We start from the raw sequence: 21,864 nt of genomic DNA on the forward strand, positions 1-21,864 counted from the left end.
GCGTTCCCGACAAAAGCTCCGATAAGATAAAGGAACAACGGAACTTCTTTGGGGGAATGACCGTGACCAAGTTAATCTTTGCATTCACGTTGCTGATGGCACCGTTTGCTTCTGCTCAAGTTTTGAGTGAGGCAGGCTTGTTCAATCGTTGCTATTCCCATTTGACCGGGAAGCCGGTGCCTTTGGGGCACGCGACGATGGCGCAGATTCGTGCCGGTAAAATCAAGGCGCTGGACGCCTGTAATTCATTGTTGGACAAGGCCGAACTGGATGCCTCCGGTCCGCTGGTCAATCGTGCTGACAAAGAAGCCCGTGCCGTTCTAAACACCTTCTATAATTTCCACCGCACCTGGTTCACCGCCAACACGGTTGAACAAATCCAGGAATACAATGAAGAGATGTCCCGCGGGACCATGGACATTTATGATTCCACTGAGCCGGGCCTGGCGCTGACGCGTGCAATGTTTGCCCGCAATGCCCAGTACCGTGATGTGCTGACTCTGGGGCAGGGCGTGCGTGCCCAGCGTGAAGAGGACATGGCCGTGCGCAATCGCATTGGCTTTAATGTGACCTTCCCGGGCCGTCGTATTGCCGGTAACAACGGGGGCCTCGATCAGAATCTTTTCAACTTCCGCGCGATGTCGGGCGGATTTGATGGCAACTCGGACACCACTCAGGCGATGTTTGTGACTTTGCCAAAAATTGAGGTGGGTGAGCTGGTCGGTGTGCGCATCGCGACTGATAATGCAACCATTCCAAATCTGTCGTTGCAGCCTTTGGGGGCTGACAAGCGCGGCAGCGATCAGCCGGGCTTGAACTTCAGTTTCAATCTTTTCCAGACTCAGGGTGGTGGTGTGCTGGGGACACCTATTTATCTGATGCTGAACTATGGTCATGGCCGTGGTCTTGAAGCCAATGGGACCACCAAGGTTCCGCGCCGCTGGTCTCAGACCAACATGGAATCCTTCCTGTGTGCGGAGCTTCCGGCCCTGCGTGAAAATGACATTCGTCAGTATGTGGTCGGAAATTCTTCGGCTCCGTTTAGAAACTCCAGCAGCTGCGTGATGTGCCATGCGACGTTGGATCCGATGGCTTACACCGCCCGCAACGTCGTGGTCGGAAATTCTGACTATGCAGCACTGAGTGCCGGGGCCAGAACTCATTCCAAAACGGCTTTGCATCTGGCCACTTACCGTGCCGAGTTTTCTTCGGTGGCGGGTTGGCCGTCAGAACCAGTGGCGAACTTCCATCGTCAGACCCCGACGGGACGTCTGTTCTTCCGCTCCATGACGGGAGCTTTGATTGATCGTCCGGTGACGGGCATTGCCCAGTTGGGTGCGGCGATGGCGGAAACCAAGGATTACTATTACTGCGCAGCTAAAAGATACTTTGAGTATTTCACCGGAATCACAGTGGCTCTTTATGACCGCTCCAATCCGGCAAATGAAGAACTGAATAAAAAACTATCCACGGAAGCTTATGAAGACCGTAAGTTCGTTGAGGCTCTTGGGGAAGAGCTTCAGCGCAACCAGTCTGTGCGCCATATGGTGAAACAGATCATGTCTTCAAAATACTATCGTGATGTGAACTATCGGGAAAAATAATCCGGGGGCATTATGGGGGACGGAAAAAATCTGACTCGCAGGGGCTTTATCGCAGGTGGTGCGGTGGCCGGGGCCGCAGCCCTGGTGGCAACACCTTATGAAAGACTTCTGAATGCTCTCAGCACAGGCTTTATCCATCAAGCCCAGGCCGAAGCAACCGGAAATCTGGGCGCCCGCAACTATATCAACATTCTGATTGCCGGTGGTCCGATGCGCTACACGTTTGATGCGTGGATGCGCACGAATCCTTCGGATGCTCCGTTGGAATACAATCCCATGGTGGCAACGAAACTGGTTCGGTCAGGGAACAACATCGTCGGCACTGAATACGCGACATTCAATTATAACGGTGTGATGGTCCCACACATGTTTTCACAATCTGTGACGACATCTGCCGGTGCCAAAGCGTTGACAGATCTTTTAAACAATATGCTGGTGATCCGCGGATTCGGTACTGGTTTTGACGGTCATCCGTTCAATGCGACAATTCAACAGGCTCCGGTGGGCGGTGTGTCCTCGGTGATGGGTTTGGCTGCCGACTATTCCAAGAAAACCTTTGAGGCCGTAGAGTGGCCCGACCGTGGAGCTTACGGCAACTATGCTTCCATGAGTGGCAAAGCCCTGAATATTCTGACGGGCAATCCACTGAATTCTTTGCTGGAGGGGTTTGGCGGTCCAGCCGCAGACCGTGCCAAGGGGCGCAGCCTGAAAGACCGCAACCGTGAGGCTTTTGATCTGGCTCAGGCGCGCTTGCGTGCCTATTCTCAGTCTGAATTTGCGGGCTCGACAATTCTTTCCAAAAATCTTTCCAATGCCTCAGATCTGATGAAAAAAGGTATTGGGAATATCGGTTCTTACTGGGACGGGGCCGTGGCCCGTTATCGGTCCGTGATTGAGGCCAGCATGCGCCAGCAGGGGCTTGTGGGCATCAATGACGTGGCGATGATTTCTGATCAGGGGAACTTCTGGCGGGTTCACGTTGCCTCTGGCAACCGCGGTCTGGTGGTCAGTCGTGATTCCGACTTGCGTGATTCCATCAAGACGATGACGGCTCCTGGTTCATTGGCAGAAGGTTTGGCATTGGCTGAATACGTTCTGAAAGAAGGCCTGGTCAGCACGATGAATCTGCAAATGGGTGATCCGGCAGGTTTGATGATCAAGGATGCTGCGGATGGTGTGGTGGGAAATCACGTGGCGATCAAAGACATGCACGAAACCGGGGCGATCCCGGGTGTGCTTATCACGACGGCCTACTATCGCGGCCTGTGTGCCGGGATGCTTGAGCTGATTGAACAGTTGAAAAAATCCAAAGTGAACGGTGTGGACCTGTGGTCTGAAACCGTGATTCAGGTGATCTCGGAATTCAACCGCACGGCAAGAACCAACGGTTCGGGCAGTGACCATGGCTTTAATCAGATGGTGACCAGTGTGTTCTCGGGCGCCATCCAGCGCGGACCGTTTGTGGTCGGCAACATCTATCGTGCGGGGCACGGTGGCGGCTATGTGGGCACTCAAGGTCGTGCGGCACCGATTGATGGTTACAACCAAAAAGGCATGCCGTCCCCGACGATGGCGGCATCCACAGTGACAGCTCTTTTGCGAGTTCCAAAAAATCCATACGAGAATCTGGCTGAACCTTTGATTCGCCTGAATGGCGACCAACTGCAGATTCTTAAAGCGGCGAAGCTGGTGGGGTAAGAACAATGATCACAGCCAAGAATAAATTTTTTATGTTGCTGTTGTCCGGAGCTGTTCTGACTCAGATGTATCAAAACTGCGGTCAGATGGGTGAGTTCGCTGTTCTGGATCAGGCGTCATTGAATCTGGATATGGGTTCAAGCGGCGGCACCGATCAGTCTCACCCCAGCCAGAAAGACGTGACACTGCCGACTCAGAAAGTTCAGGTGGTGAATCGTGAATACGTGGCCTCGCTGATGCGCGAGGTTTTCACCCGTTCCTCCGGGCCGGTGCCCAATCTTGAAAGTCTGCTAGAGCAGTGGATTATCAAGCGCGGGGCGCAGTATGGTTTGGGCTGCAATCCTTACAGCACCTACAGCGGCCGTGATTGCGGGGGCGATATTTCAAATGCGAACCTGCCGATTAAAGCCGATGACAACACCGTGCGCGAATCCTTCCGGGTTCAATTCTGTGAAAACGTGCTGGGGATGGATGAAGGTGTGAACGCGATCCTGGAAAAGATCTCGAATCGTCCGGCCGCGCCCACGGCGGATGCTGTTCGCCAGGTGTACGGATTGTTCTATCGCGGTGATGGAGCGTCGGACATTATCGTGGCAAGCTTGCTCGACTATGACAAAGCTTTGGCGCTGAAAGGGGAGCCGGCGATGGAAAGATGGCGGGCCCTGGCTCTGCAAGTATGCGAATCACCCGGTTGGCAGTTGCAATAGAATCTTACAATCCAAAAAAGACGATCCCCGGGATTCGCAAGAACCCCGGGGATTTTTTTTAAGACAGCCTTTGAAGGGATCGCAACAAAGGCACCTTGGAGGAGGAACCTCCGCTGCCAATGGAGACCTGCAAGGGAAAATCTGGGGAGACTCTTTGCAGATCCGCCGAGAGCAGCGGAAAATCCGTAATTACTTGATGTATTGAATCAGGTCGTCTTCAGCGAAGCGGACCTTCTTTTGATTTTGTAAAGCATCTTCCTGGTGGCGGTACCCCAGAGCCACAGTGGCCACGGATTTCCAGCCGGTGCCTTCAAGGCCCAGGATTTTGTCGTAAGCCGCCGGATCGAAGCCCTCCATCGGAGTGGCGTCAATTTTCAGCAAGGCTGCGGTTTGCAGCAGGAAGCCCATGGCAATGTAAGCCTGACGCTGGGACCAGACGCGGATTTTTTCTTCCGGCGCTTTTACCAGGTTTTCAACCAGCATATTTTTGTATCCGTCCAAAGCTTCCAGAGGGGCGCTGCGGACTTCAGCCACGCGGTTTATGAACTTTTGTACGAAGTCAGCATCCATCTTTTCTTTGTAAAGGAAGACCACATAGTGGCTGGCGTCAGTCACTTGAGTTTGATTCCATGATACCGGTTTTAGTTGATTTCGAACTTCCGGGTTTTCAATGACCAGAAATTTCCACGGCTGCACGCCGTAGGAAGACGGCGCCAAAGTCAGGGAATTACGCAGGGTTGTCCAGTCGGCATCCGAGATCTTTTTGGTGGCATCGAACTTTTTAGTGGCGTAACGCCATTCCAGGGCATCTTGAATCGTTTTATGGGTCATGGGAGGGGCTCCTTTAATTGTGTCAGATACAGGCACAGTATGCCGTGGTTGGAATTTAAATGCAACAATAAAAGATACATTTAAGGAAACCTCGTGTCCTTGGAGGCTTAATTCCTTGATATTGTTTATTTTTGAGGCTTAGGGTATGATCTAGACATGGTTGATCAAAGGTTTTCTGTCTCAGTCCATATTATGACCGCCCTAGCTTATCACAAGGGCGATCTGATGACGTCTGAAGAATTGGGCGCGAGCATTCGCACCAATCCGACGGTGATTCGCCGTTTGATCTCCAAACTTGTCGATGCCGGACTATTGACGTCCTTCAAAGGCAAGGCGGGGGGCGTGAAGCTTGCCAAAGCCCCGAAAGAAATTTCCCTTCGTGATGTTTATGTGGCGATCACTGACAAGAAGCTGATTGCAACTCCAGACAAAGAGCCTTTCAAAAACTGCGTGGTCAGTTGCTCAATGAAAAAGCTGATGTGTGAGCTGGTGGACGGCATTGAAAATAACTCTATGGATTATCTGGGCGGAATCCGTTTGTCTGATCTGACGTCCAAAATCGCCAAATGAAGTCCGTTTATCCTGCCGAGGAAATTCGCGCCGAACGGATCACCTTAAAAAAGCACAAAGTTGAAATGGCTGAAACCATGTTCCAGTATGTCGATGAGGACCGCGAACGCCTGGGCCGTTTTCTGCCATGGGTGCCGATGATCCGTGGTGTTCACGATGAACGTGAATACATCGAAATGACCCGTGAACAGTGGCAGGATTTCAAAATGTTCGACTATGGCATGTACCTGAATGATGGCGACATCTATATGGGGAATGTCGGTGTGCACACCATCAGTTGGGACAATGACCGCTGTGAACTGGGGTACTGGATTTTGGGAAAATTCGAAGGTCACGGGTATGTGCGTGAAGCGGTACTGGCCTTGGAAAAGGTCCTGTTTGATCTTGGATTTTATCGAATTGAGATTCGTTGTTCAGGTCTTAACAGCCGCAGCGGCTCTGTAGCTGAAAATTGTCATTACAAATTTGAGGCCCGGTTGCGGCATCACGCCGTTGAAAACGGCCAAAGACGAGACACTTTGGTGTTCGCCAAGCTTCGTGATGAACGATAAAAAACGCGAAATCGAAGAACTTCATCGCAGCGCCTGCGACGCAGGCAAGGACTCGTATGTCGATCCAGCCACAGGATACACTGTTTTTACTGAGTATTTTCACCTGAAGCGCGGTCACTGCTGCGGTTCAGGCTGCAGACATTGCCCATGGAAAAAGATTAGTCAGAAAAATCCAAAAGATCCCACCGACCCGACGTAAGTGTTGAAAGCTTCGGCATTTTCGCCGAAAGAAAAACACTCAATTCTGTTTTTGAGCCACCGAAAAGAAGATCGTCACTGTTATGATTTGTGCAGGTGGGGTGCGTTGGTATGTCGTTTAATTATCAAAAAAACAAAGAACATTCGAGCGACAGTTTTTGGACGTCGTATTCGGATTTATTCTTGGGTTTAAGCACGATCTTCCTTCTTTTGTATGTCACATCCAGTTTGCGCACAGGCACCGATGCTTTGCGCGGGCAGGTGGAAAACCAGAAGCTTTCCATGAAAGTGGAGGAGCTGGAAAACCAGTTGAAGATGTACGAAAACGTGAAGAATGAATATCTGGCCAGCCAGGCACCTAAAGATGAGGTGCAGGAGTATGAAGAGCTTATGGACAAGCTGACTCTGCTTCAGGAAGACGCCAAAACAGAAAAAGAGCGTCTGATCCAGGAAGCCCGTGAAAATGGTGAAAAGGTCAAAGCGCTGAACAAGTACCAGCAGATGGTGCGTAATGTCCTTAATGCCAACAAGATGGCCAAGTCCAAGCTGATCAACCGTGATGATCTGATTAAAGAGCAGGACGTGGAAATCGAAACTCAGGAAACTCAGATTGCGGATCTGAACCAGGACATCCAGGCCAAGAAACAACTGATTGCCCAGGGCGAGCAGAAAATTGCCGCCACCCAGGCTCAGTTGCAAAAACGTCTGACCGAACTGCGCGTGGCTTACAAGAACAACAAACTGTCCAAACAACTGTTTGAACAGAAGATGGCTCAGGCCCGTGCTGATGGTAACCAAAAGGTGGCCCAGTTGAACCAGGTCAATGCCCAGTATCAAATGCAACTGAACCAGGCCAATGTGCAATTGGGTCAGGTGCAGGGTGAGCTTTCAAAAACTCAAGGCCTGCTGGCACAGAAAGAAGACGAAGCCACTCATCTGGCTGGTGCTCTTTCCCGCACCAAGGCTGAAGCCGGTGCAAAAATCGCAGGTCTGCAACAGGGTTTTGCCGAAGAAAAAGCGGCGATGGCTGCTGGCTTTGGTAAAGAGAAAGCTGCCCTAGCGGCAGGCTTTGGCAAGGAAAAAGCCGCATTGCAAGGCGCTTTGAACGAGACGCAAGGCCAACTGGCGAAAGCAAGAGCAGAGATCGAAGCGCGTAAATCCGTGGCTGGTGAAATTCAAAAAGGTTTCGCTAAAGCCGGAATCAAAGCGGATATTGATATGCAGACGGGCGATGTGGTTCTGGATTTCGGCCAGGCTTACTTTGACAGTGACTCTGACCGCCTGAAGCACGAAATGAAAGGCGTTCTTGAAAAAGCCATGCCGATCTATTCCCGCTCTTTGTTCGGCAACCCAAAGGTGTCGGATAAAATTTCTGCGGTGGAGATCATCGGTTTTGCGTCACCAACATATCAGGGCCGCTTCGTCGACCCGCACAGCTCCAAACCGGCTGACAAGGCCGCTTTGAAGTACAACATGGATCTGAGTTATCGTCGTGCCAACTCCATCTTCAGTTACATGCTGGATGAAGGAAACATGAGATTTGAACATCAACGCGAACTGTTGGCCCTTATGAAGGTTTCCGGACGAAGCTTCCTGGAAGTCATGAAGGTGCAAAATCGCAACGTCGCCACAGCAGCCGAATTCTGCAAGCAGAACGACTGTAAAAAGGCGCAGCGGGTAATCATCCGCTTTAACATGGATCAAAAGAAATAAAAGGGGTGGGTTGTGACAACAAAGGCATTTGCTGAGTATTTCATTATAAGTTTGCCGTATGTGATGGGCGCCGTCTTTCTGGTCGGGCTGTTCTTCCGTGCAATTATCTACTACACGGTCCGCCGCCATGAATCTTTTGCGCGTGAATTTGAAAAGCGTGTGAATCGTTTCATCGAAGCGGAAGTTCCCGGCAAAGTCGAGAACGTGTCGTTCTATGTACTGACCAAAAAGCTTCTGGAAAGAACCTACTATGAGGTCTTCGAAATCCGTGACCGCATGAAGCGCAGAAAGCCGGACAATGTGATGTCAGCCAGTGACCGTGTGTTCCTGGTTCGTCAGGGCTGTGCTTGGCTGGTAAAGGACATCCTGAAACAGGTGAAGTTCCTGCGCTGGACAGATGACAATCCGAAGCTTTTGAATATCACCAAAGCAACTTTGCAACATAATCCTTGTTTCAACAAGGTGTTCGGGGTGATCCCGATGGTTGGTATGAATGACCTGATTTCTATTTTGCCGGGTCTGTTTGTCGTGGCGGGGATCCTGGGGACCTTCATCGGTATCGCCGGTGGTTTGCAGGAACTGGGCACGATGAATCTGCAGGATCTTGAAAATACGAAAAACATCATGGACCGCTTCCTTCACGAGATTTCCTTTGCGATGAAAACATCCATTGCGGGGATCATCTTCTCGTTGATGGCGCACGTGGCGAACGTGATTCTTTCCCCGGAAAGAGCTTACGTTTCCATGATCGACCGTTTCGAAAGTTCTTTGGATTTGTTGTGGTACCGCAGCGACAACAATAATTTCCCAGCTCATGAACGCCCATTTGATGAACATCGTGATGCCGTTGAAGCTTTGGCCGAAGATGCCCTTAATAAGGAAATCGGAAAAACAGCGGCGGTGGTCAGAGGAGCTTAATTGAACAAGTTTATAGTCACTATCCACAGGAAGGATCAGGTGCTAAGCCGTGAGGTGAACAAGGACTCGTTCACCATGGGCCGCTCTTTGGACTGTGATTTGTCCTTGAACGACAGCAATATCAGCCGGGTGCATCTGGTTGTGAGCCGTCGCTGGAATCAGATCTGGATTGAGGATAAAAATTCTTCCAATGGCACTTACATCAACGGAACACGCATCGTGCAGGGGACCCCGGTCAACGTGGTTCCCTCGGATCGTATTCAGTTGGGTCGTTCGGAATATATTCTGAATCTGGATCTCTTCGTGGAAGAACCCGCCCCCGAACCGGAACCTGAGCCGTCGATTTCCCAGTCCGCCGCAGTCATTCCGCAGGACGAAGACGCGCCTTTGGAAGCCACGGTGGCTATGCCAGCGCCGAACATGGCGCCTTTCCAGGCGGAAAAAATCCTGCACGAAGCCAAGCGCAAAGCGGCGCAGATCATCATGGAGGGCGAAACCCAGGCTGAGCGCCGGGTGCAGGTTATTTATCAGAAGGCCCGTGAAGCGCAGGCTCAGGCCGAACTGTTCTATCAGACCCGCATGGCGGAGGCGCACAAGGAAGCAGATGCCATTTTGGCGGACTTCCAAAAGCAGGGGCAAAGCCTGCTGCACGATGCGCGTAACATGTCCCAGGAACTGCGTGAAGAAGTCGATTCTTACGTTCAGAGCCTGCGCCAGAAGGCCCGTAAAGACAGCGAGGACATTATCTCGGAAGCCACACTTGCGGCCGAGAAAATGAAAGACGAAGCCGTCGCCCACGGTCGTGAGCTGGCCCGTCAGGAAAGCGAAGCATTGCTTAAAACCAGCCGCGAGGAAGCGGACCGTATTCTGGATTTCTCGAAACTTCAGATCGAGGAAACTCAAGCCCGTATTCGCACGGATCTGGAAAATGCCCAGGAACTGAATCAGCGGACTTTGCAAGAGGCCCAGGCTGAAGCCGAAAGACTGTTGAATGAATCCCGCACCCAGATTCGCGATGCGGAAGCGCGCTTGCGCGAAGAATCTGAACAAGCACGCAATGATAACGCTTCTTTGATTGCCACCGCCAAGGAAACCGCCGACCAGCTATTACAGCAGGCCAAGGCCGACTGTGAACAGCAGATTCAAATGGCGAATGAAAAAGTTCAGGAAATCACGGCCGTCAGCAATGAAAAACAGACTGTCTTAAATGAACTTATGAATAACGTAGCGGCCCGCACGGCAGAGCTGCAAAAGGCCACTGAAGATTTGAGCAAAACCCGTACTGACAATTCCGATCTGCTGGCGCAGGTGGAAAAAGGCCAGGCTTTGCTGAAAGAGCTTCAGACGACCCATGCGGAGCTGGAAAAACAAAAAACCGCTTTGGAAGCTTCTTTGAAAGGTCTGCAGGAAAAGCAGGCGCATCTGACCATGGATGTGCACGACATCGAATCCAAGAAAACGCATTTGTTCAAGGAATACGATGCGCAGAAGATTTTCCTGAACGAAAAGCTGGAAAAAGAAAAGACCCAGATGGCGAAGTCCGAAGAAGAGCGTCTGGAAGAAATGCGTCTGGAGATGTCCAAACGCCTGCAGCAGATGGAGCGCGATCTGCTGGATGATGTGATCCGCAAGAAGAACTCCATGGTGAAGGAGATCCACTCGGCTATTGAAAAAGAGATCGTGATGCTGATGGAGCCTGAAAAATGGCGCAACATCAGCCAGTCCGTGGAAAACCACATTGCTGAAGCCATCGACGGTAAAGTGGCGACCCTGTCCCAATCCTCGATGAGCGAAAAGCCAGTGGACCTGATGAAAAAACGCAAGAGCGAAAAGCTTCGCTGGGTCACTGTGGGTCTTGCCATGGGGGCCGTGGGTTATTTCGTCAGTCAGATTGTCGTGGACCGCGTGGTGAAAGATCAGACTCCGATGCAGACCATGGTCAGCAACGAAGCAAAGAAACGTCAGGATGAACTGGAAAGACGTAAATTCAATCCGCCTCAGGCCGAAGAAATCAAAGACTCTTACACCGATGCGGTCATCTATACGCGTAACTATATGGATATTTATACGGATGCTCAGTTCCAGCAGAAGCTTTATAAGGCTGCTTCCCAGTATCTGCTAAAAACCTGGCGCGTGGATGAAGACAAGTCCATTCAGGTTATTTCGTCCGCCAATGCTTTGGTGAAAGAACTGGCGGATCGCAAAACCAAAATCCATCCGGACTTTATCAAAGAAGGCATCGAGAAAATGCGCGAGCTGGAAAACCAGACATTGGCGCGCATGAAAGATGTCCTGGGTACCGAAGTCCGCTTGGAATCCTATCGCCGTTTCGAGCGCAATTTCTATAAAGAAGAAGTCCAAAGAAGAAGAATGGCCCAGCATTAGACCGTTTGAACGGTCTAAGACTCTCGGTTTTTTCTGGCTGGGCGGCCTTTTGGGCTGCGCCGCCGCCGTTTGTTGCGGGTTTTTTCCTTAATTGGGCTGGTCTGTCATTTTAAAATACGATACATAAGGGGTGATTTTCTTATCTTAATGACGCACGTTGTTGCGGAGGTTCGTTTATGATGTCACCTGGGCATGCTCAGCAGATGGAAATTTTGGTGGGGGCTATCGTTCTTATTTTCGCGGTGATTGTCGGTGCTCTGATCATGGGCATGATGAAGAATGCGAAAAAACGTGAACAGTTGCGCGCGCAGGAGCTTTCTCACGAAGCAAAACGCGAAATGCCGACCACTTCCGAGCAACCGGAAGAGCTTCCGCTGGCGCATATTGATTCCACCGGGAATGTGGTTTCTGACCTATCTGTTCCGGACCTGCATGACGCCGCCGTCGTGATTGAAGAAAAGGCCGTGGATCTTGCCGTGGCCCTAAAGAAGACCGAAGAAAATCTTTTCGGTCGTATTCGCAGCCTGTTCAAAACAGAAACCAGCAACAAACATCTCGAAGAAATCGAAGAGATCCTTTACACCAGCGATCTGGGCCCGGCGACAGTACAGCGTCTGATGGGCGCCATTGAAGACAAGCTTTCCAAAAAAGAGCGTGCGGATTACGACACGGTTCGTGAAGCGCTGAAAGAAGAGATCAAAAACATCTTCCAGGGTTCTCATTCCACTTCCGTGGGGACCGGCATCCTTTCCAAGATTCAGTTCGCAGCCGAAGGTCCGACGGTTTTGATGATTGTGGGTGTGAATGGCGCCGGGAAAACGACGTCCATCGGTAAAATTTCTGCTCAACTTGCTGCTGAAGGGAAAAAGGTTTTGGTGGCGGCAGGGGATACGTTCCGTGCGGCGGCTGGCGGGCAGTTGAAAGTCTGGACGGATCGCGCTCAGGTCGAGATTTTCTCTCCGGAAGGCGTGACGGATCCAAGTGCGGTGGCTTTTGATGCGGTCGCCAAGGGTAAAGGGCAGGGCTATGATGTTGTAATCGTGGACACTGCGGGCCGCTTGCACACTCAAGCCAATCTGATGGAAGAAATCAAAAAAATGAAACGTGTGATGTCCAAGGTGATCCCGGAAGCTCCGCACGAGACACTGATCGTTTTGGATGCGAACTCTGGCCAGAACGCTTTGATGCAGGCCAAAGAATTCCATAACGCTTTGACATTAACCGGGGCGGTTCTGACTAAAATGGATGGTACTGCCAAAGGTGGTGTGGCTGTGGGGCTGGCGCAAGAGCTTCACATCCCCATCAAACTGATCGGGGTCGGGGAGCGTATTCAGGATCTGCGCACGTTCTCTTCCCAGGAGTTTGTAAACTCGTTGTTCCAATAGCGAATACCGGGCCGTTGTCAGGACCTGACGAATTCCTGACGTGATTCCCGGAACAACTCGGTTATAAGAGAGCCTCAAATTCACAAAGGGGCTCTTATGAAATCCATCGTTATTGCATTCGTTCTTTTGGCGCTGCCAGTTCTTTCCCAGGCTCAGACATGTTTCCGTGCGACCCAGGCCCTGCCCGAGGGTGTTGCCTCTGTTCTTTGCGTTGACGAAGTGGTTTTGAGTTCAGATGAAAAGCAGCTTGAGCTGATCGGTCAGGACTATTCTGTTCCTGCATTTCTGGATGTGGTTCAAACCAGCCGTCACAATGAAGATAAATTGAATTTCAAAGCGCAAGGTGCGCTGGTGGATATCTGGCAGAGCGGTTGTGGCAACGGTCTTTCTGCCAAGCTGGTGATCAGCGGTCGCACCGAGTATGGAGAAATCCATCCGCAGTCATTGAACGTTTCTGTTGAAGTGGCTGAAACCAATGACACCTGCCACTCCGAGCCTCAGAAATACGTCGTTCCTTTTGCGTTGATCATCGAATAGTCCGGAAACTATTTTTGATCAGCGATGCGCTGGATATGATCTGATTCATAGACATGAAAGCCCGGGTGGAAGTTCAAGGTGGCAATCGCCATCGCCCGGGCAATCGTGTTGGCTTTGATTGCGCGGTACTTTTTCAGCGGCCCCACCATCAGGGTGTTCAGAAGCGGGCTGAGTTTTTGCGCAATTTCCTCTCCTGTACGCGATTCTTTGCGGTCCCCCAAAATCAAGGAAGGACGGAAGACCTCAATCTGCGGGATTTTCAGTTTGCGCAGTTCGCTTTCCATTTCGCCTTTGACCCGGTTGTAGAAGATGCTGGATTCAGCGTCGGCGCCCATAGCGGAAATCACCAAAAATTTTTGTGCCCCACAGGCTTCGGCCACTTTCGCGAAATTCACGACATAGTCGTGGTCCACTTTGCGGAAGGCTTCCTGCGAACCCGCTTTTTTAATCGTGGTGCCAAGGCAGCAAATAAAGACCCCGGCCTTCAGCACCTCTTTGCGCTGCTCAAGACTGTCAAAATCCATGATGATGTTTTCGACGTGCGGGGGGATGCGGCCCATGGGGCTGCGGGAGATGGCCTTGATCGAACGAACCTCGTCAAGGTGGGCTAAAAGAAGAAGGAGCTCGTGTCCCACGAGCCCCGTCGCACCGGCAATGCAGATATCTGTCGGATAAATCAAAGCTTCTCCCAAGAGGAGCTTAGTTGCCGCCTCTTCTTGTAGAATCGTTTTCGTTTTCAGTTCTGTAGACGATCTTCGGTGGATTGTGTTTGCCTGAAGTTGCCAGGAACTCAGGAACAGAATCACGGAAGTCAGCCAGACCACTCACACGGATCACACCTTTAGTGCGTGTTCTGTCCGGGTGTTTGTAATCGATGAAGCGACCTTCGTCCACCAGGAAGTAACCGGTGAAGTTTGTTTTCGCGGCATCTTTTTCCCAGCCAGAGTCGATTTTGTAACGGTCGCCGGATTTACCGGAAGCCGCAGACTTGCCATAGTTCAACTCGTTGGCATTTGGATATTGGTCTACATCATATGTACCTTGTTCGATCAGGTTTTGACCAGCGATAACCGGAATGGCCTTGTCGATGATGTTTTTCGCGTCAGCTGACAAACCACCGCTTCTTTGAGCGCCGTCAGTCAACAGGATGTAGTTCCAAACCATTGGTTTTTCAAAGTTGTGAGCATAACGTGGCAGTGGAGTTGTCTTCTTTTTGAAGATACCCGTTGTCACTTCGGCCTCACGAGTGGATTCACGGGCATAAACACGGTAGATGTCAGTGCCTGGAACCAGGATGGATCTCAGGTAAGCAATCGCGCGGTTTTCAAGGCGGGTACAGCCTGCAGAGCCTGGATTGGAGAACATGTTCATGAAGAAGCCGCGAGTCAGCTCGATTGCTGCCGCGCCGTCTTTACCCCAGCCCATGGTTCCGTGCAGCCACTGATAGTTCATACCGTTGATTTCATCAGCCGGAGTGATCTTGGCAGCATACCAACCGAAAGCGCCATAAATGGTTGAATTGCCCTGAGCATCGTCAACCATCCACTTGCGGGAGCTGACCAATTTGGACATACCATCAGTGATCGGACCTGGAATGGTCTTCATGTCCTGACCGGCTTTGTACCAGTGAGGATAGTGACCCTGACCATCCTGATAGAATTTGATCCATTCAGAGATTCGCGCATGGCCCAGCCAGGTTTTGAACGCGTGAGGATCGGTTTTGGTGCCTTCTTCAGGACGACCGACAACCATTTCCGTTTCCATCACCAGTTTGTGGGCGCAGCTTGGGGATTCTGTGCAACGCTCATAAACACGGGTTTTTTCTGTCGCGATGTTTTGAATCACAAAGTATTTGGAGGCGGCTGTTTGCAGTTGTTTTGCACTCAGATAGTCCTTGGAAACAAACAGTTCCGCAGAAACATCCGCTTTTACTGTTGCTGATTTGATGATTTTGATCTGAACCAGCGGAGTGGCTTCGTTCAGAAGATCATAGATCTCAACTTCATCATTAATAGACAGTTTGCCAACAATGTTGGAGGCCGTGGTGGAGTTGCTGCTGCGAACATTCAGTGCATCCGCAGAGATAAAGTATCTGCCACCCACTTGCAGGCTGGCTTTGGACAAGCCGACGGCAGCAGCATTTACGCTGGCATTCGCATCACTGGAAGTGATTTCTTGTGCAACCCCCAGCATGGGAGAGCTGGCAATCAACAAACTCAAAACTGCAGAGCAGAGTCGGCGCGTATTAATTTTTGTCATGAACGTCCTCCAGAAACGTATATCTATTAAACTTATGTCATTGACTCAAACCCTCTCAGCAAGAAGCGTGACAGCCTCCAGACCTGCGGTATTTTTGAAAGGATTGTTTTCAACCGTCAAACTGTTTATCAACGGAGCCCTTTTTGGGCACATGGAGGTTTCATGAAGATGAGAAAGTTTTTGCTGTTGGGTTTGATTCTTCTTCCAGGATTGGCGGAAGCACAAACAATTTCCAAAGCATGGCGTATCACCAAGCCGTCTTGGACCGCAGCCGATGAACAGCGTTTTGGAGAGTTCATCACCCGTTTGGGCAATGCTGTGGAAAATCGTGAATGTGCGACGGTGGATGCGTGTTTGCGTAGTACGGCCAATCCTTATTTCGGGACAGATCCAGCGGACTTGCGCTTGTTTGCTGACTGCGCGGATCTGCCATACTATCTGCGCTCCTATTTTGCGTGGAAAAACGGACTGCCAATGTCTTTGGTCAGTGCTGTTAATACGCTTCCTGGCTCTGAGAACAAAGATCCTCGCTATTCCAAGTTCGGAAATGCGGTCGCCAGTCGCTATGACATCATTCCCAGCCGCACCAGCAATCCCAACGCCGTTCAGTTGTTAAACAGAACTATCGTGGATATGACCTATTCTGCCACCTTCCGCATGATGGGTGACAAAGATGCGTCTCGTTTTACCGATTTCTATCCAGTCAAACTTAACCGTGAAAGCATTCGTCCGGGGACGGTGATTTATGATCCTGCCGGGCATGTGGCGATCATCCATCGTGTGACGGATGACGGGCGTATCTTCTATATCGATTCGCACCCGGACAACACTTTGACTTCGGGAATGTACACGCCGAAATTCACGCGCAGTTTTCCCGGGCATGGTGCTGGATTCAAAAATTTCCGCCCACTGGCGTTGCAAGGCGCCTCCCGCAGAGCCAATGGTGAATACTATGGCGGTAAAATTGTCGGCGCTCTGAACACGCAGCTTGCGAACTTCAGTGTTGAGCAGTTCTATGGAAATTCGCCGGACCCTGCGGGCGAGTGGAACAAAGGAAAGTTCCTGTATCGTGGAGTGCAGTATCCTTACTATGACTATCTTCGTATTGCGATGGCCAGTGGAGACCTGAAGATTGATCCGCTTCAGGATATGCGTCAGATGGTGGCGGATATTTGTGTGAACTTGAAGGACCGTGTGGTGGCGGTCGATATGGCGATCAAAGCGGGGGTGGATCGTAAACCACACCCAGAGCGTCTGCCGACAAATATCTTCGGCACAACTGGCGAGTGGGAGGACTATGCGTCTCCGTCGAGAGATGCGCGTCTGAAGGTGGGCTTTATGGATATCTTAAATCAGGCACGCACCCTGGTTCAGCGTCAACGCTCTGGTGACCCGGCGATCGTCTATAGCGGGGCCAACATTGCTGTTGATTTGCTGGCAACCTATGAGCGTGAATCCCGCGCCTGTCAGTTCGTCTATCGAAACTCTGCCGGTGGTTCTGTCACTTTGAATCTGGAAGAAGCCCGTCAGCGTGTCTTTGATATCAGCTTCGATCCGTATCACTGTGTGGAGCTGCGCTGGGGAGCGAAAACGCCTCAGGAGCTTGCGACCTGTATGGATGATGAAAACAAACGTCTGTGGTATGACCGAGAAAGATGGCTGCGCAATCAGTGGGAGCGTCGCTATGACGCCCGCATGGATTATTCCCTGGACGAGCTGACCGGCCCGAAACCAGGAGCCGGCATCGCTCAGCCGCCGGATGTGGATATCATCCGACTGCTGAATTCCTTGAGATAGAATCCCAAAGGGCCCGGTTCCGGGCCCTTTCTCATTTTGAGACACTTTCAAAGTGACCGCCCTTAAATGTCTCTTTGGATAGTGTCTTGACGGCCAAAGGCCTTCCAAAAGCTCACATTGCGGGTATAAGCCTTGCAAATATCGCAGATGATGGAAGTGTCACTTCGCTTTGTCATGTCTGGATTGCTTTGCCTGTTGCTGATTGCAACGGGCGGGTGTTCTTTTAAAAAGGATCCGGCAAACGGCAAGGGAGCCCCTGTGACCCTGATCGAAGAAAAGGCCCTGCCTGAACACGTGGCAAGCCTGGATGAGGTTATTGCCGGGGACGACGAGGAAAAAGCCATCGAAGCCCTGGTTCAGCGCAAGGACGAACTGGCAGCCCTGTCCCGCGGTGGAGCGGTGAGTGCGCTGGATCTGGCAATCAAACACGGAAAACAGAAAGTCGCGCAATTCCTGCTGATCAGCGGGCACAGTCCGTTTGTGCTGAATCAGGAAAGCCGGGAGAAGTTGACCTATGACGTCGCTTTGGGCAAGTTGATTGATTCAGCCCAGCTTGATGGGATTATGGATATTCTGCGTAGTTATCCGCGAATATTGCACAACGGTATTGTGCAGGATACTTCGATGCAGAAGTTCCGTGATCGTATTGACGAATATAAGATTGGGTACCGCGGTTGCGAGAAGTTTGCAAATCTATTGATGGAACGAGAATACCTAGGTAGAGAGCTCGTACATCCGGGACTTTACTATGAAGTCTTCAGTCAGTTAAATCACCGAGAAGCATTTAATAATCTATTAACGGACACATCATGTGCCAATGAGACTTCTCGTTTTTCAACGGAATTAATAAATACTTGGATTGGATATGAGTATCTTTATCAGTTTCAATCGAGTTTCAAATCTATCGCCTTTATCAGGTTTTTGGTGGGTATGAGAAAAGGTGCCTCGTTATCTATAGTTGTTCCTGCAGATGGATGGCATCAAGATCATCTTGGTTTGATTTCAAGCCAGGTGAACGTGAGCCCGCTATCTCTATTAATGCTTAAAAAAGTTTGTTTCGCGAACGAAGGTCAGCTAGATGAGTGGGTTTCGCTCGTGAATGAACTGCAGTCGGGTCAAGATCACTCCTATCCATACTTAATGGGTGAAAAGAAGCCTGATAGTTCTGTGCCTTGCTATGGGGAAGAAAAGTATTGTTCCCACGATAGAGCCAACGTGGCAAATCTCCATTCAATTTTCCGGTATATGAATCCTGGCACGAAGATTCAACAGGATACTTTTTATTCCATGTACACGGGCGAACGTCAGGAATTTATGGCGATGACCTTTGATGAGTTCAAAACTCAGATTTGTACTGAGCCAAAACGGAGGACCTTCAAATGAAGTCCCTCATCCTTTTAGTTATCAGCCTTGGATTGGTATCTTGCAGTTTTGACAACGGCAAGTTTAATCCTGTTGTCAAGACGGTGTCTGCAAAAAAAGAATTGACGAATTCTCAAAAAGACCTAATTGCTGCAGCTCGGATTGGGAATGTTGATCTGGTGCAAAAAAGTATAGACAAATTGAAGGTGCATGAATTTGCATTTGCTGGATTTGCAGAAACCCCTATGGGCGCTGCTCTTGCTGGTGACAATGTTGATGTTGCGAAAGTGTTATGGTCTCAGTCTGTGGATGCCTTTAATTTGGGATCAGAGCAGGGGAACTTTGAAAGACAGGTATTAAGGTCTCGTCTGCAAAAACAATTTCATGCCTTAAAGCATATTAAGCGTTCGGAAGACTTTGGGTTTACGTTAAATAAGGCCTCGTCATTTTTAGCTGAAGAGTACGGAAAAAAAGCGCAAATGGTTTTGGAATATGTTTCCAAGTCCGAATTTGGTGCGGCGAATGGACTGATGATTCGTACGGGGCTGTCCTGCGAATTTGTTCGTAATCAGATTATTCAGGATTTGCAGGCCGACGTGATTAAGAATTCTGATGTAATGGTGAAGTATCTAAACCAGCTTTCGTGTAAAAATGAGATTTCTTCCCAAGATATTCAGCTTTTGTATGAAGCTGAATTGATGCGTCAGTTTCAAAGGTATTTTGACGACTCACTTCTGTTAGGGTTTTTGAGTCGTCGCCCTAATCTGAAATCCACATTGTGGAATATTGATAATTCTGGCTTGTGGATGTCCCCAAAGCTGTTGATGCGTATATCTTGGTCTAAGGATAACATTCATCGCAAAGAGGGAACTTGTCCTCCTCCTTCAGTAGTGGGCCGCAAAGAATGTGCTTTTTATGCAGATGATGACTACGGTCCTAGCGACTATTTGACTGAGAAGTCCGGGATCAAGAGCTCCAACTATGAATTGATTTATGTTAGTAAAGGGAAGGTGACTGGTAGCTATCGCCGATTTAAAAGACAAGCGCGGCGTAATGGAAGACTTGCTGATCCATTATTTGTTAATACCAGTATGTATATTCATCGTATTCCTTATTATGGTGAACTTGGAGTGCCCTATAAGGATGAAAATGGCGTTGTAAATTACAAGGAAGAGCCTCTTCAGTGGGAAGTGTGGTTGCAGCAAGAGATGAATGACTATCAACTGGAAAATGAAATTTTTGATGAAGCACAGTGGGAGGAAATACAAGAAGCTCGTCGGAAAGCAGCAGAGCAGGAAGAGGCAGAAGCAGAAGCTGAAGCTGAAAGGCGGGCACAGGAACGTGGAATTTATGATGAGAGCTTTGGATGTAGTTCATTGTTCTGTCCGGAGTTGCCGAATCCATTTGATTCCGAGGGCAATGTGGTGGTACCTGGCCAGGTGCCTGATGAGTCGTTAGATCTTCCCGAAGCGAAATAGTCCCATCTCAAATTGAGACGGGTGACAAATTGGGGCCCCTGTCTAGTAAACATTTCCCGTACGCAAGTATAGGCCCCGTACAGCTGGCACTTTATTTGGATATAAAAGACCTGAAGAGGTTTCTATGTCTATGAAGAGCTTGTTTAAAAAGACTTTCCTGATCGGTATGTCCATGATGACTCTGGCGCCCCAGTTGGCTTCAGCGCACCTGGAATCGGAGATCAATCACTACCTCAATAGAGAAGATCTCAAGCATATTCCGTTCATGTTTGTTCGCGGGTCTAACTTTTATCTTCATAAGAACACTTTGAATTCATTGTACGAAAAGCGTGGATTTTCTGCTATTTGGGTGGATGCCAATGGGCGGCCCAATGCAATGGCAGCAGCTGCGCGTGAAGGTCTTAAGCAGGGCGCTTTCAGTCAAGGTCTTAATCCTGATGATTATTGGGATAATATTATTGAGAGTTTATATGTGGCAAACAAAGACGGTAAGTTCGCTGCCACATTTGAGCTTGCTGTCTCTGAAGCGATCATTCGTTATGTGACTCATCTTTCCACCGGACGCTTTGATCCGATGGAAATCGATACTGATATCAAGATGCCAAAAAAGAAGTTCACTGAATATGTTGAATTGAACCAAGTTTTGCGTGCGGTTGAAGGCAATATCAGTGCAAAAGCGCTGGTCGCAGGATTGGATAAATTTGCACCGACTCATCTTCGTTACGTGGATTTAAAACAGCTTCTGGCCTACTTCCGCAGCATTCAAAATGCAGGTGGCTGGTCTCAGATCAAACTTAACAAAAAGAGCCTTCGTCCCGGCGACAAGGATGCTGCGATCCCGGCTATCCGTGGTCGCTTACAAAGCCTGGGTTATGCTGTGACGTCTACGGGTGACGTTTATGATGCGGATCTAAAGCGTGTGATTGAGGATGTCCAGGGTGTGAATAACATGGGAGTGGATGGGGTCATCGGGAATGAAGTTATGACCTTCCTGAATACGACTGTGGCTGACCGTGTTTTCCAACTTGAAGTAAATATGGAAAAGATTCGTTGGTTGCCTAAAACCATGGAGTCTCGCCATGTGTTCGTGAATCTGGCGACAACAGAATTCCAGATGTTTGATGAAGGCCGCAAGGTCATGCATTTCAAGACCATCAATGGTCAAAGTTATCGTCGTACGCCAGTGCTTCGAAATATGTTGAGTTTCGTTGAGCTGAACCCAACGTGGACAGCGCCGGACTCTATTGTATTTAGAGACAAGCTGCCAATTCTGCGTCAAGGGCAGCCAGGTATTGACTACTTGAAAAAGCATCGTATGCATCTGGTGGATCGAGTTAGAAATACGGTGGTGACGCCAAGTGTGGCTATGTTGCAGGACCTTTCCCGTAGTAACTTCCCTTATTATCTGCGCCAGGAGCCATGGCGAAAGAACGCGTTGGGTTCCATTAAGTTCCCATTGCCAAACGAGTGGTCCATCTATTTGCACCACACTGATGATCCAAAGTTGTTCCAGGATAGCAAGAGACACTTGAGTTCCGGCTGTGTCCGTTTGGAGGATCCGTTCACTTTTGCAGCTTATATCCTGCGTGACAACGTAGCGGTGAAGTCCAATCAGACGGAAGACTACTGGCCAAAAGAAAAGTTGGAATCCTACGTTCCGCCAGAAGATTCAATTGACTACGTTCCTAAGGATAACTGGGAAAAGCGCATTCACTTGAAAGTGCCAGTTCCAGTTTACTTGATGTACCTGACTGTCGATCGCGCCCAAGACGGTGCGGTGAGATTCGTGAAAGATGTTTACGGTCAGGACGAGCGTGTGGCAAAAACAATGAAAGCAGTGAGACATGGCAATGAATTATTCTAAAGGAGCC

General features: G+C 49.9%; 18 protein-coding genes. 15 read left to right on the top strand and 3 right to left on the bottom strand.

Annotated elements, in window-relative coordinates; genetic code table 11:
• Positions 1 to 56: 56 nt before the first annotated feature.
• The 3 genes from ACZ520_RS05320 to ACZ520_RS05330 are packed head-to-tail and all read left to right on the top strand — an operon-like array spanning position 57 to position 4,009.
• The gene (locus ACZ520_RS05320) at positions 57 to 1,604 is read left to right on the top strand and encodes a hypothetical protein (RefSeq protein WP_088565875.1); all 1,548 of its coding nucleotides are present in this window, start codon (positions 57 to 59) and stop codon (positions 1,602 to 1,604) included.
• A 12-nt stretch (positions 1,605 to 1,616) separates the two neighbouring features.
• Positions 1,617 to 3,302 carry a twin-arginine translocation signal domain-containing protein gene (locus ACZ520_RS05325; protein WP_088565874.1) on the top strand — a complete coding sequence of 562 codons (1,686 nt, stop codon included), beginning with the start codon at positions 1,617 to 1,619 and terminating at the stop codon, positions 3,300 to 3,302.
• 5 nt (positions 3,303 to 3,307) lie between these two features.
• Positions 3,308 to 4,009, top strand: coding sequence for a hypothetical protein (locus ACZ520_RS05330; RefSeq protein ID WP_088565873.1), 702 nt, complete (start codon positions 3,308 to 3,310; stop codon positions 4,007 to 4,009).
• 189 nt (positions 4,010 to 4,198) lie between these two features.
• Here the strand turns inward: ACZ520_RS05330 and ACZ520_RS05335 are convergent, their stop codons facing one another.
• Positions 4,199 to 4,840 carry an NAD(P)H-dependent oxidoreductase gene (locus ACZ520_RS05335; RefSeq protein WP_374032362.1) on the bottom strand — a complete coding sequence of 214 codons (642 nt, stop codon included), beginning with the start codon at positions 4,838 to 4,840 and terminating at the stop codon, positions 4,199 to 4,201.
• A gap of 156 nt (positions 4,841 to 4,996) precedes the next feature.
• On the opposite strand from ACZ520_RS05335, the gene ACZ520_RS05340 reads away from it, so the two are divergent.
• The 8 genes from ACZ520_RS05340 to ACZ520_RS05375 all read left to right on the top strand — a co-directional run bounded on the left by ACZ520_RS05340 (position 4,997) and on the right by ACZ520_RS05375 (position 13,097).
• Positions 4,997 to 5,410: an RrF2 family transcriptional regulator gene (locus ACZ520_RS05340; RefSeq protein ID WP_011163679.1), complete on the top strand. Its 414-nt coding sequence runs from the start codon at positions 4,997 to 4,999 to the stop codon at positions 5,408 to 5,410.
• Complete coding sequence (locus ACZ520_RS05345; protein WP_088565871.1) at positions 5,407 to 5,961, top strand: GNAT family N-acetyltransferase; 555 nt, start codon at positions 5,407 to 5,409, stop codon at positions 5,959 to 5,961. The genes ACZ520_RS05340 and ACZ520_RS05345 overlap by 4 nt, the downstream gene beginning before the upstream one ends.
• A complete protein-coding gene (locus ACZ520_RS05350; protein WP_088565870.1) occupies positions 5,951 to 6,160 on the top strand; it encodes a DUF5522 domain-containing protein in 210 nt (69 codons plus the stop codon). Before ACZ520_RS05345 ends, ACZ520_RS05350 begins: the two co-directional genes overlap by 11 nt.
• Positions 6,161 to 6,342: 182 nt before the next feature.
• Positions 6,343 to 7,872, top strand: a complete 1,530-nt coding sequence (locus ACZ520_RS05355; RefSeq protein WP_374032363.1) for a microtubule-binding protein — start codon at positions 6,343 to 6,345, stop codon at positions 7,870 to 7,872.
• 12 nt (positions 7,873 to 7,884) lie between these two features.
• Positions 7,885 to 8,790 (top strand): hypothetical protein, encoded by a 906-nt coding sequence (locus tag ACZ520_RS05360; RefSeq protein WP_232468659.1) that lies wholly within the window; start codon positions 7,885 to 7,887, stop codon positions 8,788 to 8,790.
• On the top strand, positions 8,791 to 11,175 hold the full coding sequence (locus ACZ520_RS05365) for an FHA domain-containing protein (RefSeq protein WP_464127704.1): 2,385 nt from the start codon (positions 8,791 to 8,793) through the stop codon (positions 11,173 to 11,175). It abuts the gene before it with no gap.
• 176 nt (positions 11,176 to 11,351) lie between these two features.
• Positions 11,352 to 12,560 (top strand): signal recognition particle-docking protein FtsY, encoded by a 1,209-nt coding sequence (ftsY, locus tag ACZ520_RS05370; RefSeq protein WP_088565867.1) that lies wholly within the window; start codon positions 11,352 to 11,354, stop codon positions 12,558 to 12,560.
• A gap of 96 nt (positions 12,561 to 12,656) precedes the next feature.
• Positions 12,657 to 13,097 carry a hypothetical protein gene (locus ACZ520_RS05375; RefSeq protein WP_464127705.1) on the top strand — a complete coding sequence of 147 codons (441 nt, stop codon included), beginning with the start codon at positions 12,657 to 12,659 and terminating at the stop codon, positions 13,095 to 13,097.
• A gap of 8 nt (positions 13,098 to 13,105) precedes the next feature.
• Here ACZ520_RS05375 and ACZ520_RS05380 read toward each other — a convergent pair whose 3' ends face one another.
• Both ACZ520_RS05380 and ACZ520_RS05385 read right to left on the bottom strand, forming a co-directional pair.
• Positions 13,106 to 13,777, bottom strand: a complete 672-nt coding sequence (locus tag ACZ520_RS05380; protein WP_417870025.1) for a Rossmann-fold NAD(P)-binding domain-containing protein — start codon at positions 13,775 to 13,777, stop codon at positions 13,106 to 13,108.
• 19 nt (positions 13,778 to 13,796) lie between these two features.
• Entirely contained in the window at positions 13,797 to 15,356 is a 1,560-nt protein-coding gene (locus ACZ520_RS05385) for a hypothetical protein (RefSeq protein ID WP_088565864.1), read from the bottom strand.
• A 162-nt stretch (positions 15,357 to 15,518) separates the two neighbouring features.
• On the opposite strand from ACZ520_RS05385, the gene ACZ520_RS05390 reads away from it, so the two are divergent.
• From ACZ520_RS05390 to ACZ520_RS05405, 4 genes are all read left to right on the top strand, one after another.
• Complete coding sequence (locus ACZ520_RS05390) at positions 15,519 to 17,153, top strand: hypothetical protein (protein ID WP_464127706.1); 1,635 nt, start codon at positions 15,519 to 15,521, stop codon at positions 17,151 to 17,153.
• Between the two features lie 147 nt (positions 17,154 to 17,300).
• On the top strand, positions 17,301 to 18,536 hold the full coding sequence (locus ACZ520_RS05395) for a hypothetical protein (protein WP_464127707.1): 1,236 nt from the start codon (positions 17,301 to 17,303) through the stop codon (positions 18,534 to 18,536).
• The gene (locus ACZ520_RS05400; protein WP_464127708.1) at positions 18,533 to 19,993 is read left to right on the top strand and encodes a hypothetical protein; all 1,461 of its coding nucleotides are present in this window, start codon (positions 18,533 to 18,535) and stop codon (positions 19,991 to 19,993) included. The genes ACZ520_RS05395 and ACZ520_RS05400 overlap by 4 nt, the downstream gene beginning before the upstream one ends.
• A 124-nt stretch (positions 19,994 to 20,117) precedes the next feature.
• Complete coding sequence (locus tag ACZ520_RS05405; RefSeq protein WP_464127709.1) at positions 20,118 to 21,857, top strand: L,D-transpeptidase family protein; 1,740 nt, start codon at positions 20,118 to 20,120, stop codon at positions 21,855 to 21,857.
• The last annotated feature ends 7 nt before the right edge of the window (positions 21,858 to 21,864 follow it).

Source organism: Bdellovibrio sp. BIS2 (genome assembly GCF_055398295.1).

Coding starts and splice junctions, on each gene's coding strand:
- ACZ520_RS05340 (WP_011163679.1), top strand. CDS start 4,997: ATGGTTGATCAAAGGTTTTCTGTCTCAGTCCATATTATGACCGCCCTA.
- ACZ520_RS05375 (WP_464127705.1), top strand. CDS start 12,657: ATGAAATCCATCGTTATTGCATTCGTTCTTTTGGCGCTGCCAGTTCTT.
- ACZ520_RS05400 (WP_464127708.1), top strand. CDS start 18,533: ATGAAGTCCCTCATCCTTTTAGTTATCAGCCTTGGATTGGTATCTTGC.
- ACZ520_RS05350 (WP_088565870.1), top strand. CDS start 5,951: ATGAACGATAAAAAACGCGAAATCGAAGAACTTCATCGCAGCGCCTGC.
- ACZ520_RS05320 (WP_088565875.1), top strand. CDS start 57: ATGACCGTGACCAAGTTAATCTTTGCATTCACGTTGCTGATGGCACCG.
- ACZ520_RS05405 (WP_464127709.1), top strand. CDS start 20,118: ATGTCTATGAAGAGCTTGTTTAAAAAGACTTTCCTGATCGGTATGTCC.
- ACZ520_RS05395 (WP_464127707.1), top strand. CDS start 17,301: ATGATGGAAGTGTCACTTCGCTTTGTCATGTCTGGATTGCTTTGCCTG.
- ACZ520_RS05390 (WP_464127706.1), top strand. CDS start 15,519: ATGAAGATGAGAAAGTTTTTGCTGTTGGGTTTGATTCTTCTTCCAGGA.
- ftsY (WP_088565867.1), top strand. CDS start 11,352: ATGATGTCACCTGGGCATGCTCAGCAGATGGAAATTTTGGTGGGGGCT.
- ACZ520_RS05325 (WP_088565874.1), top strand. CDS start 1,617: ATGGGGGACGGAAAAAATCTGACTCGCAGGGGCTTTATCGCAGGTGGT.
- ACZ520_RS05335 (WP_374032362.1), bottom strand. CDS start 4,840: ATGACCCATAAAACGATTCAAGATGCCCTGGAATGGCGTTACGCCACT.
- ACZ520_RS05345 (WP_088565871.1), top strand. CDS start 5,407: ATGAAGTCCGTTTATCCTGCCGAGGAAATTCGCGCCGAACGGATCACC.
- ACZ520_RS05330 (WP_088565873.1), top strand. CDS start 3,308: ATGATCACAGCCAAGAATAAATTTTTTATGTTGCTGTTGTCCGGAGCT.
- ACZ520_RS05385 (WP_088565864.1), bottom strand. CDS start 15,356: ATGACAAAAATTAATACGCGCCGACTCTGCTCTGCAGTTTTGAGTTTG.